The sequence below is a fragment of the Sporacetigenium sp. TC11 genome (genome assembly GCF_058146105.1).
Genome location: NZ_JBYVNY010000010.1, coordinates 24493 through 40356, shown reverse-complemented (window position 1 = coordinate 40356; position 15864 = coordinate 24493). Strand labels below are relative to the sequence as shown.

The 15864-nt window shown below is 30.6% G+C and carries 11 protein-coding genes, 1 pseudogene and 1 riboswitch; of the genes and pseudogenes, 10 read left to right on the top strand and 2 right to left on the bottom strand.

Features of this window, described 5'->3' with window-relative positions:
* Both carA and carB read left to right on the top strand, forming a co-directional pair.
* Complete coding sequence (gene carA, locus ACUSRV_RS13440; RefSeq protein ID WP_490142486.1) at positions 1-1047, top strand: glutamine-hydrolyzing carbamoyl-phosphate synthase small subunit; 1047 nt, start codon at positions 1-3, stop codon at positions 1045-1047.
* A gap of 16 nt (positions 1048-1063) precedes the next feature.
* Entirely contained in the window at positions 1064-4270 is a 3207-nt protein-coding gene (carB, locus tag ACUSRV_RS13435; protein ID WP_490142485.1) for a carbamoyl-phosphate synthase large subunit, read from the top strand.
* Positions 4271-4330: 60 nt separating this feature from the next.
* Here the strand turns inward: carB and ACUSRV_RS13430 are convergent, their stop codons facing one another.
* A complete protein-coding gene (locus ACUSRV_RS13430; RefSeq protein WP_490142484.1) occupies positions 4331-4999 on the bottom strand; it encodes a deoxynucleoside kinase in 669 nt (222 codons plus the stop codon).
* Positions 4992-5651 (bottom strand): deoxynucleoside kinase, encoded by a 660-nt coding sequence (locus tag ACUSRV_RS13425; RefSeq protein WP_490142483.1) that lies wholly within the window; start codon positions 5649-5651, stop codon positions 4992-4994. The genes ACUSRV_RS13430 and ACUSRV_RS13425 overlap by 8 nt, the downstream gene beginning before the upstream one ends.
* A gap of 168 nt (positions 5652-5819) precedes the next feature.
* Here ACUSRV_RS13425 and ACUSRV_RS13420 point away from each other — a divergent pair, with 168 nt between their 5' ends.
* The 8 genes and pseudogenes from ACUSRV_RS13420 (at position 5820) to guaA (ending at position 15864) form a co-directional block, all read left to right on the top strand.
* On the top strand, positions 5820-6698 hold the full coding sequence (locus ACUSRV_RS13420) for a DNA-3-methyladenine glycosylase family protein (protein WP_490142482.1): 879 nt from the start codon (positions 5820-5822) through the stop codon (positions 6696-6698).
* A gap of 8 nt (positions 6699-6706) precedes the next feature.
* Positions 6707-8197, top strand: a complete 1491-nt coding sequence (gene cls / locus ACUSRV_RS13415; RefSeq protein ID WP_490142481.1) for a cardiolipin synthase — start codon at positions 6707-6709, stop codon at positions 8195-8197.
* Positions 8198-8432: 235 nt separating this feature from the next.
* A complete protein-coding gene (gene groES, locus ACUSRV_RS13410) occupies positions 8433-8717 on the top strand; it encodes a co-chaperone GroES (protein WP_490142480.1) in 285 nt (94 codons plus the stop codon).
* A 60-nt stretch (positions 8718-8777) separates the two neighbouring features.
* On the top strand, positions 8778-10400 hold the full coding sequence (groL, locus tag ACUSRV_RS13405) for a chaperonin GroEL (protein WP_490142479.1): 1623 nt from the start codon (positions 8778-8780) through the stop codon (positions 10398-10400).
* A gap of 97 nt (positions 10401-10497) precedes the next feature.
* Positions 10498-11247 carry a nickel pincer cofactor biosynthesis protein LarB gene (gene larB, locus ACUSRV_RS13400; protein WP_490142478.1) on the top strand — a complete coding sequence of 250 codons (750 nt, stop codon included), beginning with the start codon at positions 10498-10500 and terminating at the stop codon, positions 11245-11247.
* A 13-nt stretch (positions 11248-11260) separates the two neighbouring features.
* A pseudogene (gene larC / locus ACUSRV_RS13395) lies at positions 11261-12453 on the top strand (nickel pincer cofactor biosynthesis protein LarC).
* 39 nt (positions 12454-12492) lie between these two features.
* Positions 12493-12594, top strand: a riboswitch (purine riboswitch).
* A gap of 269 nt (positions 12595-12863) precedes the next feature.
* Positions 12864-14327 (top strand): IMP dehydrogenase, encoded by a 1464-nt coding sequence (gene guaB / locus ACUSRV_RS13390; RefSeq protein ID WP_490142477.1) that lies wholly within the window; start codon positions 12864-12866, stop codon positions 14325-14327.
* A 1-nt stretch (position 14328) separates the two neighbouring features.
* Complete coding sequence (guaA, locus tag ACUSRV_RS13385; protein WP_490142476.1) at positions 14329-15864, top strand: glutamine-hydrolyzing GMP synthase; 1536 nt, start codon at positions 14329-14331, stop codon at positions 15862-15864.

Genomic DNA, 15864 nt, shown 5'->3' with positions numbered 1-15864 from the left:
ATGAAAGCTAAACTTATATTACAAGATGGGACTATATTTGAAGGAAAAGCGTTCGGATATTTAAAGGAAAGTGTTGGCGAAGTAGTATTTAATACATCTATGACAGGATATGGTGAAGTTTTAACAGATCCATCTTATTATGGACAAATAGTAGTTATGACCTATCCCCTTATAGGAAACTATGGAATAAACCTAGAAGATGTTGAATCAAAAGGGGTTCACGTAAATGGATTTATAGTAAGAGAAAAAAGCGATAGCCCTAATAATTTTAGGTGTGAACTTGATTTAGAAACGTATTTTAAACAAAATAAAATAATAGGACTTGAAGGTATAGATACAAGAGCTCTAACCAAAATACTAAGAAATAACGGAACAATGAAAGGGATAATATCTTTAGAAAGTAGCAATTTAGAAGAGGTTAAAGATAAGCTAGATAGATTTAGCAATGTTGATGCTGTAAGCAATGTGACTACTAAAGATATATACACAATAGATGGAAGTGGAAAACACGTTGCTATTATGGACTTTGGGATAAAGCAAAATATAATAAGATCATTTAGAAATAGAGACTGTAAAATAACTGTTTTTCCAGCCAGTGTAACTAGTAAAGAAATATTAAGTATAAATCCAGATTTAATATTTTTATCAAATGGACCTGGAGATCCAGAGGATTTAACTGATACTATACAAACAATAAAAGAACTAGTAGGTAAAAAACCTATAGTTGGTATATGTTTAGGACATCAATTATTAGCTCTTAGTTTAGGAGGACAAACATCAAAACTTAAGTTTGGCCATAGAGGTGGAAATCATCCAGTAAAAGATATAGAGGAAAATAGAGTGTTTATAACATCGCAGAACCATGGCTATTATGTTTCATGTATGCCAGAAAATATGGAAATTACTCACATAAACTTAAATGACAATACAGTAGAAGGGATGAGACACAAGGTACTTCCTATATATAGTGTGCAATATCATCCAGAAGCTTGTCCTGGACCAAAAGATAATGATTATATATTTGATAAGTTCTTAAAATTAATATAGATAAGGGGAGATATATATGCCAAAGGATAATAGTATAAAAAGAGTATTAGTTTTAGGATCAGGACCTATAATAATAGGCCAAGCAGCTGAGTTTGATTACTCAGGAACACAGGCTTGTCAAGCATTAAAAGAAGAAGGAATAGAAGTAGTTTTAATAAATAGCAACCCAGCTACTATAATGACAGATAAAGAAATAGCTGACAAAATATATATTGAGCCATTAACACCAGAGTTTATAGAAAAGATAATAGAAAAAGAAAGACCGGATAGCTTATTAGCTGGAATGGGAGGACAAACAGGCTTAAATTTAGCTGTGGAATTATATGATAAAGGAATCCTTAATAAATACAATGTAAGAGTCATAGGGACTTCTATAGAATCTATAAAAAAAGGTGAAGATAGAGACACATTTAGAGATTTAATGAGAGCTACAGGACAACCTGTAGTTCAAAGCGAGATAGTAACTAATATAGAGCAAGGTATGGAATTTGCAAATACAATAGGATATCCAGTTATTGTAAGACCTGCATACACATTAGGTGGAACTGGTGGGGGAATAGCAGAAGACAAAGATGAATTATTGGAAATATTGACTCAGGGATTACAACTTAGCCCTGTTGGACAGGTATTATTAGAAAAGTCTATAAAAGGTTGGAAAGAAATAGAATATGAAGTAATGAGGGACTCTAATGGCAACTGTATAACTGTATGTAACATGGAAAATATAGATCCGGTTGGTATACATACTGGAGATAGTATAGTAGTTGCTCCAAGTCAAACGTTAAGTGATAAAGAATATCAGATGTTGCGTAAAGCTTCTATAGATATAATAAATACCATAGAAGTTCAAGGTGGATGTAATGTACAATTTGCATTGAATCCAAATAGTTTCGAATATGCTGTTATAGAAATAAATCCAAGGGTAAGTAGATCATCGGCTTTGGCATCTAAAGCAACTGGATATCCTATAGCTAAGGTTGCAGCTAAGATAGCGTTAGGATATGGATTAGATGAAATAAAAAATGCAGTTACTAAGAAGACATACGCTTGTTTTGAACCTACACTAGACTATATAGTAGTTAAAATACCTAAGTGGCCATTTGATAAGTTCTACAATGCCAATAGAAAACTAGGAACTAAGATGATGGCTACGGGAGAGATTATGGCTATAGGAAGTAATTTTGAAGCGGCGTTTCTCAAGGGTATAAGATCTCTAGAAATAGGTAAGTACTCACTGGTTCATAATGAGTCCGAAAATCGTACTTTAGATGAGCTGAAATCTAGAGTAATAGTCCCAGATGATGAAAGAATATTTGACCTAGCAGAAATGATAAGAAGAGGATATAAAATAGATAAGGTTTCAGAAATAACAGGAGTAGATAAATGGTTTATAAACAAAATAAAATGGATAGTTGATGAAGAAGAAAAATTAAAAAAATGTAAAATAGAAGATTTATCTAAAGAATATTTATATAAACTTAAGAAAAAAGGATTTTCAGACAAGGGTATATCTGATTTAATGAAGATAAGTCCAGCAAGAGTATATGAACTTAGAAAATTGTACAATATAAATGCGGTATATAAAATGGTAGATACTTGTGGGGGAGAATTTGATGCAATATCTCCTTATTATTACTCAACTTATGAAATGTATGATGAAGTAGAAGTTAGCAATAAAAAGAAAGTAATTGTTATAGGTTCAGGGCCTATAAGAATAGGCCAAGGTATAGAATTTGATTATTGTTCTGTACATTCTGTTAAAGCTCTTAAAAAAATGGGCATAGAAACCATAATAATCAATAATAACCCAGAAACAGTAAGTACAGATTTCGATATATCAGATAAGTTATACTTTGAACCGCTTACAGAAGAAGAAGTTCTAAATATAATAGAAAAAGAAAAACCATATGGAGTTATACTTCAGTTTGGTGGTCAAACGGCTATAAAATTGTCTAAGTTTTTACATGAAAAAAACATAAATATACTTGGTACAAAGTTTGAAGATATAGATACTGCAGAGGATAGAGAAAAATTTGAAGATTTACTTGAAAAACTTAATATAAATAGACCTGAAGGAAAAGCTATATGGTCAATAGAAGAGGGAATAAAAGAGGCTAAGAATTTAGGATATCCAGTATTAGTTAGACCGTCGTATGTATTAGGTGGTCAAGGTATGGAGATAACATATGAAGAAGATAAATTAATAGAATATCTAAAAAATGCACTTGATAGAGATAAGAAAAATCCTATTCTTATAGATAAATACTTAATTGGTAGAGAAATAGAAGTAGACGCTATATGCGATAAAGAAGATGTATTAATACCTGGGATAATGGAGCATCTAGAAAGAGCGGGTATACACTCAGGAGATAGCATAACTATGTATCCTAGTCAAAATATAATTAAAGATATAAAACAAAAAATATTAGATTATACTAAAAGTATAGCTCTTGAGTTAAACGTATTGGGGATGATTAATATACAGTTTATAGAATATAATGGAGAATTATATATAATAGAAGTTAATCCAAGAGCCAGTAGGACAGTTCCGTATATAAGTAAGGTAAGTAATGTGCCTATAGTAGAACTTGCTACTAAAACTATGTTAGGAGAAAAACTAAAGGATTTAGGTTATGGAGTTGGTATATATAAAGAGCCAGATTTAATATCAGTTAAGATTCCTGTATTTTCTACTGAAAAGTTATCTAAAGTAGAGGTAAGTTTAGGTCCTGAAATGAGATCAACAGGCGAAGTTTTAGGAATTGGGACAACTATAGAAGAAGCATTATATAAGGGATTCATAGCATCAGGCAAGGAAATGGTGAAAAATAGAGGCTTTGTATTAGCAACTATAAACGATTATGATAAAGAGGAGTTTATAGATATAGCAAAGGAAATAGACGATTTAGGATTTAAATTTATAGCTACTAAAGGTACGGCAGATATACTGTCAAGCTATGGAATAAAAGCAACCACTGTAAATAAGGTTGGAGAGAAAAATCCTAATATATTAGATGTTATAAGAAATAAAGAAGTGGATATGGTTATAAATACTCCAACTAAAGGAAATGATTCAACTAGAGATGGATTTAAAATAAGAAGAACAGCCATAGAATTTGGGACAGAAGTTATAACATCACTAGATACATTGAAGTCAATGATAGGAATTATGAAAAAATATATGCATAATGAAAACTTAACAATATTTAATATTGCAGAATAAAATAGCAAAAGGCGAGGTTTCTATATTATATAGAAACCTCGCCTTTTATTTATGAAAAGTTTATCTTAAATTTAATATATTTTTTATTTCATCATTTAAAATACTTAGATGTTCTGGATTATTTATCAAATCGACCTTATTTATATCAACATATAAAACCGGAGATTGTTTATAGTTAGATATCCAACCTTCATATCTACTGTGAAGATTTGTCCAATAGCCCCTGTCTACAGCTTTCTCCATTTCTCTACCTCTAAGATTTATTCTATGAAGTATAGTGTCTATAGAACCATCAAGATATATCATTAAGTCAGGTTTTCTTAAATAAGGCAACATATCATAAAATAATTCTTTGTAAGTTATATAGTCTCTTTCATTCATTTTTCCATCTTCATATAAAGCTTGAGCAAATATTTCAACATCTTCATATATACTTCTATCTTGAATATTATTAAATGTATTTAATTCTATTTCTTTTTGTTGTTTAAATCTTTGAGCTAAGAAATACAACTGTAAATGAAATCCCCATTGTTTTTGATCTAGGTAAAAATCTGATAAATAAGGATTATTATCCACTTTTTCAAAATGAGTTCTAAAACCAAGAGACTTTCCTAAAAGTTCTGTCAATGTAGACTTTCCGGCTCCAACATTACCAGCTACAGTTATAAATCTATTTATATAAGGATCTCGTTCGTATTTAAGTTCACAGTTGTCTATAAGTTTAAACATTAAGGGTACCTCCTAAGTTGCTAATTGCGTCCTCTACCTTTTTTATTAACATTTTTCTATCTTCTTCATTATTAAGAAAATCGAGATTAGAATTATCTATTTCTATTATTAAAGGAATCTTATCTCCGAAATGATGTTTTATGGAAAGTGGGTCAAAATAGTATTTATACTCTTTTCTAAGAGTATCTATGTAGTTTTGATCCATTTGTCTTTCAAAACTTCTATCTCTCGTAGCTATTCTTTTCATAAGAGTGTCAGTATTAGAATTAAGATAAATTATAATATCAGATTGAGGTAAATCACTGACAAATATATTATAAACTTGTTTATACCTATGAAATTGTTTTTTATCTAAAGTAAGTCCTGCAAATACTAGATTTTTTATTATGTTATAATCGCTGACTACGTTTTGACCTTTATGAAGTACTTTTCCAGCATCTTCAAGTTGTTTTATCCTGTTAAATAAGAAAAACGACTCTGTTTGCAAAGCATATTCCTTTATGTCAGTATAAAACTTAGATAAAAATGGATTTTCTTCAATAATTTCCCTTAATAATATGGCGTTAAAATGTTTATTCAATATGCCTGCTAAAGTAGTTTTGCCTACACCTATAGGCCCTTCGATAGATATAAATATGCCTTTATTCATCATAGTCAATCACCTTCTAAAAATAGTGTCTAAAGTATTTTATCAAAAAAGAAATATTAATGCTACCATATAGATTTAATTAAATAATGGAAAATTAAATAGGAATATGTAATTAAGTTTGTATAAATTTGGGTAAATTAACTATATAAGGTGTGTGAAAGGAGAAATGTTATGAAAATGTATGAGGAAAATAATAAAGTTATTGTAGAAGATTTATCTGATTTTGATCTTAAGCATATATTTGAATGTGGGCAATGCTTTAGATGGTATCTTGAAGAAGATGGGTCATATACAGGAGTAGCCCAATCGAAAATAATAAATGTAAAAAAAGAAGATAATAAAGTGTATTTTGATAATACAAATTTAGAAGAATTTCATAGTATATGGTATAGATATTTTGACTTAGATAGAGATTATAAAGAAATAAAAAAAGAACTGAAGAAAATGGATAAATATCTAGATACAGCCACAGAATTCGGCTATGGAATAAGAATTCTGCAACAAGATGAATGGGAAATGCTTATATCATTCATAATATCGGCTAATAATAGAATACCTATGATAAAAAAGGCCATAGAAAACTTGTCAGCTAGATATGGAGAATATATAGGAGAGTATAGAGGAAAGAAACATTATGCATTTCCGACCCCAGATGAAATAAATAAAATAAGTGAAGAAGACATCAGGGCTTGTAAAACTGGATTTAGAGCACAATATATAAAAGATACAGCTTATGCTGTAATTTCTTACAATTATGATTTATATAAATACAAAAACTTAGATACGGATATGTGTAGAAAAGAGCTACTTAAATTTAGTGGAGTAGGTCCAAAAGTTTGTGATTGTATAGCGTTATTTTCTATGCAAAAGTATGACACTTTTCCGGTTGATATCTGGGTGAAAAGAGTTATGCAAGAATTTTATGTATCTGAAGATATGAGTTTAAAGAAAATGAGAGAATATGCAATAGAAAAATTTGGAGGGTTATCAGGATTTGCACAACAATACCTTTTTTACTATGCTAGGGAGTTAGGCATAGGAAGGGGATAGGAGGTTACATGAATATTGTAGAAACTATATTTATGACAATGATAATTTTATCTTATATATCTGCAATATTTGTATCTATAAGTATAATTTTGGAAAATAGAGATCCGTCCAAAACTATAGCGTGGCTACTTATATTTATATTGATTCCTATAGCTGGTTTAATAGTATATATCTTCTTTGGAAGAAACATAAGACAAAGAAAGATATTTAAAACAAAGCAAATGGTAGATGATATTAGAGAGGCTAACTTATTTAAAAACCTTCAAGAGTTTGAAGAATTGGTTATGATGGAAAAAAAGGCTATAGCAGAAAAAAAACTATTAAGTAGTGAAGATAGTTGCGATACAAAGAGAAGAGTTGTGAATTTGCTTTTAAATACAGGTAGATTTCCATTTACTATAAACAATGATGTGAAAATATTCAGAGACGGAAATGAAAAATTCACTGCACTTATAGAAGACTTGAAAAATGCAAAATCTCATATACATCTTGAATATTTCATAATAAAATATAGCGATGTTGGAAATATAATAAAAGAAATCTTAATCCAAAAAGCACAAGAAGGTATAGAGGTAAAAATACTATACGATGATGTTGGGTGTTGGAGACTTTGGTTTAACAGGAAATTTTTTTATGATATGAGGAAGCAAGGTATACTAGTGTACCCTTTTTTACCAGCTAAATTTCCTGTTATATGTAGTCAATTAAACTATAGAAATCACAGAAAAATTGCTGTTATAGATGGATGTATAGGTTACACAGGTGGAATTAATATTGGAGATGAATATCTAGGAAAGAATAATAAATTTGGCTATTGGAGAGATACCCATATAAGAATAGAAGGAACATCTGTTTATATGCTTCAAATGGCATTTTTAATGGATTGGTATTTTACAACGAAAGAAGCTATATTTGAAGAAAAATATTTTCCAAGTATGAACAATAAAGGTAACAGTATGGTTCAAGTAGTGCCTAGTGGACCTGATAGCGACTGGGAAGCTATACACTATGCATATTTTACAGCTATATGTGAAGCAAAAGAAAAAATATATATAGAAACACCTTATTTTATACCAGACGAAAGCATACTAAAGGCATTGAAATCTGCAGCTTTAAGTGGAGTAGATGTTAGAATAATATTTCCAAAGGTTGCAGATCATAGGATAGTTCATGAAGCATCGTACTCCTATTTTGGAGATATACTAAAGGCTGGTGGCAGGGTGTATCTATATAACAAAGGATTTATACATTCCAAAGTTATAATAATAGATAATAAATTGGCATCTATAGGCTCTGCTAATATGGATTTAAGAAGCTTTATGTTAAATTTTGAAGTTAATGCATTTTTATATGATGAAAGAACAGTGAAATGGGTGATAAACGACTTCAATGAGGACTTAAAAAATAGCGAGGAAATTACAATTGACAAATATTATAATAGGCCTACTATAAAGAAGATAAAGGAATCTGCAGCCAGATTATTTTCTCCGCTCTTATAAAAAACTGCTATTATAAGCAGTTTTTTTTGAGCAACAGACCACTCTTTTAAGGTTGTTGGTGACATGAGTGAAGCGAATTTTTTATGGTAAAAAAATCAAAAAATACTTGCAAAAAATAACCAATTAATATAATATAATAATTATTAGCACTCGATGCTAAGGAGTGCTAACACAAAATCGTATTAAATGATAAGAATTTACATAAAAATATAAAATATTAATAGGAGGGATAAATATGAAAATAAGACCATTAGGGGACAGAGTTGTTATTAAAAAGGTAGAAGCTGAAGAGAAAACTAGAAGTGGTATAGTATTACCAGGAACAGCTAAAGAACAACCGCAAATGGCTGAGGTTGTAGAAGTAGGAGCTGGAGGATTAATAGACGGTAAAGAAGTTACAATGGAATTAAAAGTTGGAGATAAAGTTATATTCTCTAAATATGCTGGAACAGAAGTTAAGCTAGATGGAGAAGAATACACTATATTAAAACAAAGTGACATATTAGCAGTTGTAGAATAATAAAATTTAACTTATGCATATATAAAAATATTGAGAAATTAACAATAGGAGGGGTTTGTTATGGCTAAGGAAATTAGATTTTCAGAAGCTACAAGAAAAGCTTTAGAAACTGGTGTTAATAAATTAGCAGATACAGTTAAGGTTACATTAGGACCAAAAGGAAGAAATGTTATATTAGATAAAAAATTTGGTTCACCACTTATAACTAATGATGGTGTTACTATAGCTAAAGAAATAGAATTAGAAGATCCATACGAAAATATGGGAGCTCAATTAGTTAAAGAAGTTGCTACTAAAACTAATGATGTAGCTGGAGATGGGACAACAACAGCTACAGTTCTTGCTCAAGCTATAATAAGAGAAGGATTAAAAAATGTAACAGCTGGAGCTAATCCAATATTACTAAGAAAAGGTATACAAAAAGCTGTTGATGTAGCAGTTGAAGAACTAAAGAAACAATCAAGAATCGTAGAAACTAAGGAAGCTATAGCTCAGGTTGCTTCTATATCTGCTGGAGATGAAGAAGTAGGAAATTTAATAGCTGAGGCTATGGAAATAGTAGGAAAAGATGGAGTTATAACTGTAGAAGAGTCTAAGACAATGCATACTGAGTTAGATGCTGTAGAAGGTATGCAATTTGATAGAGGATATGTTTCTGCATATATGGTAACAGATGTTGAAAAAATGGAAGCTGTATTGAGCGATCCTTACATATTGATAACTGATAAAAAGATATCTAATATACAAGAATTATTACCACTACTTGAACAAATAGTACAACAAGGAAGAAGATTATTAATAATAGCAGAAGATGTTGAAGGTGAAGCTTTATCTACATTAGTAGTTAATAAGTTAAGAGGTACTTTTGAAGTCGTAGGTGTTAAAGCTCCAGGATTTGGTGATAGAAGAAAAGCTATGTTAGAAGATATAGCTATTTTAACAGGTGGTCAAGTTATATCTGAAGAAGTTGGATTAGATTTAAAAGAAGCTAATTTATCTATGTTAGGTAGAGCTAGTACTGTTAAGGTAAATAAAGACAACACTACTATAATAGGTGGTGCTGGAGATGAAAAGGCTATAGAAGATAGAGTAAACCAAATAAAAGTTCAAATAGAGGGAACTACTTCTGAATTTGATAAAGAAAAATTACAAGAAAGATTAGCTAAACTTGCTGGAGGAGTAGCTGTTATAAAAGTTGGGGCAGCTACTGAAACTGAATTAAAAGAAAGAAAACTAAGAATAGAAGATGCACTAAACGCTACTAGAGCTGCTGTTGAAGAAGGTATAGTAGCAGGTGGAGGTACAGCACTTGTTAGTGTAATACCGGCATTAGAATCTGTAGTTCAATCATTAGAAGCAGAAATTAAAATAGGTGCTCAAATAATAAGAAAATCATTAGAAGAGCCATTAAGACAAATAGCTACAAATGCAGGCCTTGAAGGTGCTGTTATAGTACAAAACGTTATGAATTCTGATCCAGAAATGGGATTTGATGCATTAAACGAAAAATATGTAAATATGATAGAATCTGGTATAGTTGATCCAACTAAGGTAACAAGAACAGCTTTACAAAATGCTGCATCTATAGCTGCTGTATTCTTAACAACAGAAGCTGCTGTAGTTGATATACCAGGAAAAGAAGAGCCAATGCCTGGAATGGGCGGCGGAATGCCAATGATGTAATGAAGAGAGAGTGACTTGGTCACTCTTTTTTAATATATAATATATATAAAATATGGTAAAATTAATATACGCCATACTTTTAGGGAGTGAAGACTTAATGAATATTGAATATATAAAGGACATACTTCAAAATGTTAAGGATGATAATATAAATCTAGATGATGCATTAAATAAACTGAAAACCCTTCCTTTTGAAGACATAGGGTATGCAAAAGTAGATCATCATAGAAAACTAAGAACTGGATATCCTGAAGTTATATACTGCGAAGGAAAAACAGATGAGCAGATAATAGGTATAATAGGAAAGATGATTGAAAAGGGCTCCAATGTATTAGGGACTAGGTGTAGAAAAGAATCATATGAAAAATTAAGCAAAATATATACTAATCTAGAATATGATGAACCTGCTAGAATAATAAAATTACAAAGTGAACCAATTCAAATAAAGGGCAAGGGAAAAATACTAGTAGTAACAGGAGGGACATCTGATATACCAGTAGCAGAAGAAGCATATCATACAGCACACTTTCTAGGAAATGATGTAGAAAGATTATATGATGTAGGAGTAGCGGGTATACATAGATTATTGAATAATTCAGATGTTTTAAATTCTGCTAGAGTGATAGTAGCTGTAGCGGGCATGGAAGGGGCTTTACCTAGTGTAGTAGGAGGTCTTGTAGATGTTCCTGTTATAGCAGTTCCTACATCTGTAGGATATGGAGCAAATTTTAGTGGAATATCGGCTTTACTTACTATGTTAAATAGCTGCGCATCAGGGATATCTGTTGTTAATATAGATAATGGTTTTGGAGCAGGATACTTAGCCAGTATGATAAATAAGTTGTAGATAGGAGATAAACATGGAAGAAAGAATATTGTATTTAGATATGGTAAACGGAATCTCAGGAGATATGACATTGGCATCTCTACTAGATTTAGGAATACCAGAAGAAATATTTTTAGAGGAATTATCTAAGTTAAATTTAGCCAATGAATATGATATAAAATTAACTTCCAAAGAGGTAAATGGTATAATTGGAAAAAATGTAGAAGTTATAATTAAAAATAATAATATAAGTCATAATCACAGGAACTTAATCGACATATATGATATCGTAGACAAAAGCCAGTTGGATGAAAACATAAAAGAATTATCTAAGAACATGTTTATGACTATAGCTAAGGCAGAGGCCAAGGTGCATGGAACAACTATAGATAAAGTTCATTTTCATGAGGTTGGAGCTATAGATTCTATAGTGGATATAGTGGGTTCTTGTATTCTTATAGATTTATTAAACGTAGATAAAATTTATGCATCAACAATTCCATTAGGATCTGGGTTTGTAAAGTGTGACCATGGAATAATGCCTGTTCCAGCACCGGCAACTATAGAAATATTAAAAGGAGCAAGAGTTAAATTAAATAGTGTGCGTGGAGAATGCACAACTCCCACAGGAGCAGCAATAGCAAAGACATTAGTATCTGAATTTGTAGATGATATAGAATTTGAAGTTAAGAAAATAGGTTATGGGATGGGTAAAAAGGAATTTGAAGTGCCAAATATGCTAAGGGCTATAATTGGAGTAAAAAAAAAGAGGAAATAATATATGAAGTAAGTGCGAATATAGATGATATGTCATCAGAAATATTTTCGTATTTATACGAAGAAATACTATCGATAGGAGCACTAGATATATATACTCAAAGTATATATATGAAAAAAAATAGACCTGCTGTTAAATTATCTGTAATATGTATTGAAGATGACTTAGAAAATATCATAGAAGTTATTTTGAAGGAAACTAGCACATTTGGAGTTAGATTTAATAAATATAATAGAAAGATACTTTATAGAAAAATAAAAATGATAAACACAATATATGGTAAGGTAAAAGTTAAATTAGGATACTATGATGAAAAATTGATAAAAATTACTCCAGAATATGAAGATTGTAAATTAATAGCTAAAAAATCAAACTTACCTCTGAACAAAGTATACAATGATGTAAATGTTGCCATACATGAATATTTTAAATCAAATATGTTGACATAGTCGACAAATTTTGATAATCTAGTATACAACAACTCGAAAGATATAAAATTTAATATCACTCATATATACTCAGCGATATGGGCTGAGAGTATCTACCGGTACACCGTAAATGTACTGACTATGAGTGAAGTTATTATAGGATAATATCTATTATATAAAAAGTGAGTTCTTAGGCTGATTATAAATCCCTAAGGGTTTGCTTTCGATATAGATATTAAAAGACCTATATAATAATTTCACTTATAGAAATTATTATATAGGTCTTTTTGTATAAATAATTATTTTTTTTAACTTTTTTGAAATACGAACTACAATATAAAATTAATGCATGAAAGTTCGTTAATTTATATTTTTATAAAGTGTTATTAATTGGTTCATACTATATATTATAATACTAAGGAGGAAATAAAATGGCTAAGATACTAAAAGAAGGTTTAACATTTGACGATGTTCTATTAGTACCACAGAAATCTGAAGTATTACCAAAGGACGTAGACTTAACAACTAATCTTACAAAAAATATAAAGTTAAATATACCGTTAATGAGTGCTGGAATGGATACTGTTACACAGTCAAAAATGGCTATATCTATGGCTAGACAAGGTGGTATAGGAATAATACACAAAAATATGAGTATAGAAGAACAAGCGCTAGAAGTGGACAAGGTTAAAAGAAGTGAAAGTGGAGTTATAGTAGACCCTTTTTACTTATCTAAAGAACATACTATAGCAGATGCAGATGCAATAATGGGAAGATATAAAATATCTGGGGTACCTATAGTAGATGAAAATAATAAGCTAATAGGAATAATAACAAATAGAGATATGAGATTTGAAGAGAATTTTAATAAAAAAATAGATGAGGTTATGACAAAAGATAATTTAATAACAGCTAAAGAAGGTATAAGTTTAGAAGATGCTCAAGATATATTAAAACGAAATAAAATAGAAAAGTTACCTTTAGTAGACGATGAAGGTTACTTAAAAGGACTTATAACAATAAAAGATATAGAAAAGAAAATATTATATCCTAATTCAGCTACAGATCAAGGTGGAAGACTGTTATGTGGGGCTGCAGTAGGTATAACAGCTGATATGATGGATAGAGTTGCTGCCCTAGTTAAAACTCAAGTTGACGTTATAGTTTTAGATACAGCACATGGTCATTCAAAAGGGGTTATAGATGCAGTAAAGAAAGTAAAAGAAAGTTATCCTGATCTTCAAATTATAGCAGGAAATGTTGCTACTTATGAGGCTACTGAAGAACTTATACTTGCTGGAGCTGATTGTGTGAAAGTTGGTATAGGTCCGGGATCTATATGTACAACAAGAGTAGTAGCTGGTATAGGAGTTCCTCAAGTAACTGCAGTTATGGATTGTGCTGAAGCTGCTAGTAAATATGGAGTACCTATAATAGCTGATGGAGGAATAAAATACTCTGGTGATGTTGTAAAGTCAATAGCTGCAGGTGGATCTGTTTGTATGATGGGATCTATGTTTGCTGGAACAGAAGAAAGTCCAGGAGAAAGAATAATATATAAAGGAAGAGCATTTAAATCTTATAGAGGTATGGGGTCTATAGGAGCTATGGAACAAGGATCTAAAGATAGATACTTCCAAAATGATGCTAAGAAGTTAGTTCCAGAAGGTGTAGAAGGTATGGTCCCATATAAAGGAAAGGTTGAAGATATAATATACCAGTTAATCGGTGGATTAAGAGCCGGTATGGGATATTGTGGTACAGCAACTATAAAAGACTTAATAGAAAACTCAAGATTTATAAAAATAACAGCTGCAGCTTTAAAAGAAAGTCATCCTCATGATATAACTATAACTAAGGAAGCACCAAATTACAGTACGGGAGGCGAAATGTAATATGAAAAAGGAATTAATACTTATAATAGATTTTGGTGGGCAATACAACCAATTAATAGCTAGAAGAGTTAGAGAAAATAATACGTATTGTGAGATAATACCACATACTTATAAAATAGAAAAAATAAAAGAAAAAAATCCTAAAGGCATAATTTTCACAGGTGGACCTAACAGTGTTTATGCAGAAGATGCTCCAACTATATCTAAAGAAATCTTTGAATTAGGAGTACCTATACTGGGGATATGCTATGGAGCTCAACTTATGGCTTATAAACTAGGTGGAAATGTAAGAAGAGGAGATAAAAGAGAATACGGAAAAACAACAATAAACTACGAACAATCTCCAATATTTAATGATATAAAAACGGACAATATAGTGTGGATGAGTCATACCGATTTAATAGATAAAATGCCAGAAGGATTTAAAGTAAGTGCAAAAACTTCTGAATGTCCTATTGCAGCTATGGAAAATGAAGAATTAGGTCTATATGGAGTACAATTCCATCCAGAAGTTGAACATAGTATAGAAGGAGATAAGATATTAAGAAATTTCTTATACAATGTTTGTAAAGTTAGTGGAGATTGGACTTCTGATTCTTTTATAAATCAAAAAATTAAAGAAATAAAAGAAAAGGTTGGAGACAAAAAAGTATTATGTGCTTTAAGTGGTGGAGTAGACTCATCTGTTGCAGCAGTTCTTGTTCATAGAGCAATAGGAGATAATTTAACTTGTATATTTGTGGATCATGGATTGCTTAGGAAAAATGAAGGTAACGATGTAGAAAGAATATTTAGAGAAAAATTTGATATAAATTTAATAAGAGTTAACTGCGAAGATAGGTTTTTAAGCAAATTAGCTGGAGTTAGTGAACCAGAAGCTAAGAGAAAAATAATAGGTGAAGAATTTATTAGAGTATTTGAAGAAGAATCAAATAAATTAGGAAAAATGGATTTCCTAGTTCAAGGAACTATATATCCAGATGTTATAGAAAGCGGACATGGCGAAGGTGGAGCATCTACTATAAAATCGCATCACAATGTTGGTGGAATACCTGAAGATATAGAGTTTGAAATAGTAGAACCTTTAAGAGAACTATTCAAAGATGAAGTTAGAAAAATAGGATTAGAACTTGGAATAGAAGAAGGATTAATATTTAGACATCCATTCCCAGGCCCAGGACTTGGTATAAGGGTTATAGGAGATGTTACAAAAGAAAAATTAGATATATTAAGAGAAGCAGATGCTGTATATATGGAAGAATTAAAAAATGTAGGATTATATAGAGAAATATGGCAGGCATTTGCTACATTACCAGATGTAAAAACTGTAGGAGTTATGGGAGATGAAAGAACTTATGCATATCTAGTAGGTTTAAGAGCCGTTACTTCTTCAGATGGAATGACATCAGATTGGTATAAGATGCCTTATGAAGTGTTAGAAAAAATATCAAATAGAATAGTGAATGAAGTTGATGGGGTAAACAGAGTTGTATATGATATAACTTCTAAACCACCTGGAACTATAGAGTGGGAATAA

What these genes read in the sequence shown, in the direction of transcription:
- carB (WP_490142485.1), top strand. Translation starts at nt 1,064, where the DNA reads ATGCCAAAGGATAATAGTATAAAAAGAGTATTAGTTTTAGGATCAGGA.
- larB (WP_490142478.1), top strand. Translation starts at nt 10,498, where the DNA reads ATGAATATTGAATATATAAAGGACATACTTCAAAATGTTAAGGATGAT.
- guaA (WP_490142476.1), top strand. Translation starts at nt 14,329, where the DNA reads ATGAAAAAGGAATTAATACTTATAATAGATTTTGGTGGGCAATACAAC.
- ACUSRV_RS13430 (WP_490142484.1), bottom strand. Translation starts at nt 4,999, where the DNA reads ATGTTTAAACTTATAGACAACTGTGAACTTAAATACGAACGAGATCCT.
- groL (WP_490142479.1), top strand. Translation starts at nt 8,778, where the DNA reads ATGGCTAAGGAAATTAGATTTTCAGAAGCTACAAGAAAAGCTTTAGAA.
- ACUSRV_RS13425 (WP_490142483.1), bottom strand. Translation starts at nt 5,651, where the DNA reads ATGATGAATAAAGGCATATTTATATCTATCGAAGGGCCTATAGGTGTA.
- groES (WP_490142480.1), top strand. Translation starts at nt 8,433, where the DNA reads ATGAAAATAAGACCATTAGGGGACAGAGTTGTTATTAAAAAGGTAGAA.
- cls (WP_490142481.1), top strand. Translation starts at nt 6,707, where the DNA reads ATGAATATTGTAGAAACTATATTTATGACAATGATAATTTTATCTTAT.
- carA (WP_490142486.1), top strand. Translation starts at nt 1, where the DNA reads ATGAAAGCTAAACTTATATTACAAGATGGGACTATATTTGAAGGAAAA.
- ACUSRV_RS13420 (WP_490142482.1), top strand. Translation starts at nt 5,820, where the DNA reads ATGAAAATGTATGAGGAAAATAATAAAGTTATTGTAGAAGATTTATCT.
- guaB (WP_490142477.1), top strand. Translation starts at nt 12,864, where the DNA reads ATGGCTAAGATACTAAAAGAAGGTTTAACATTTGACGATGTTCTATTA.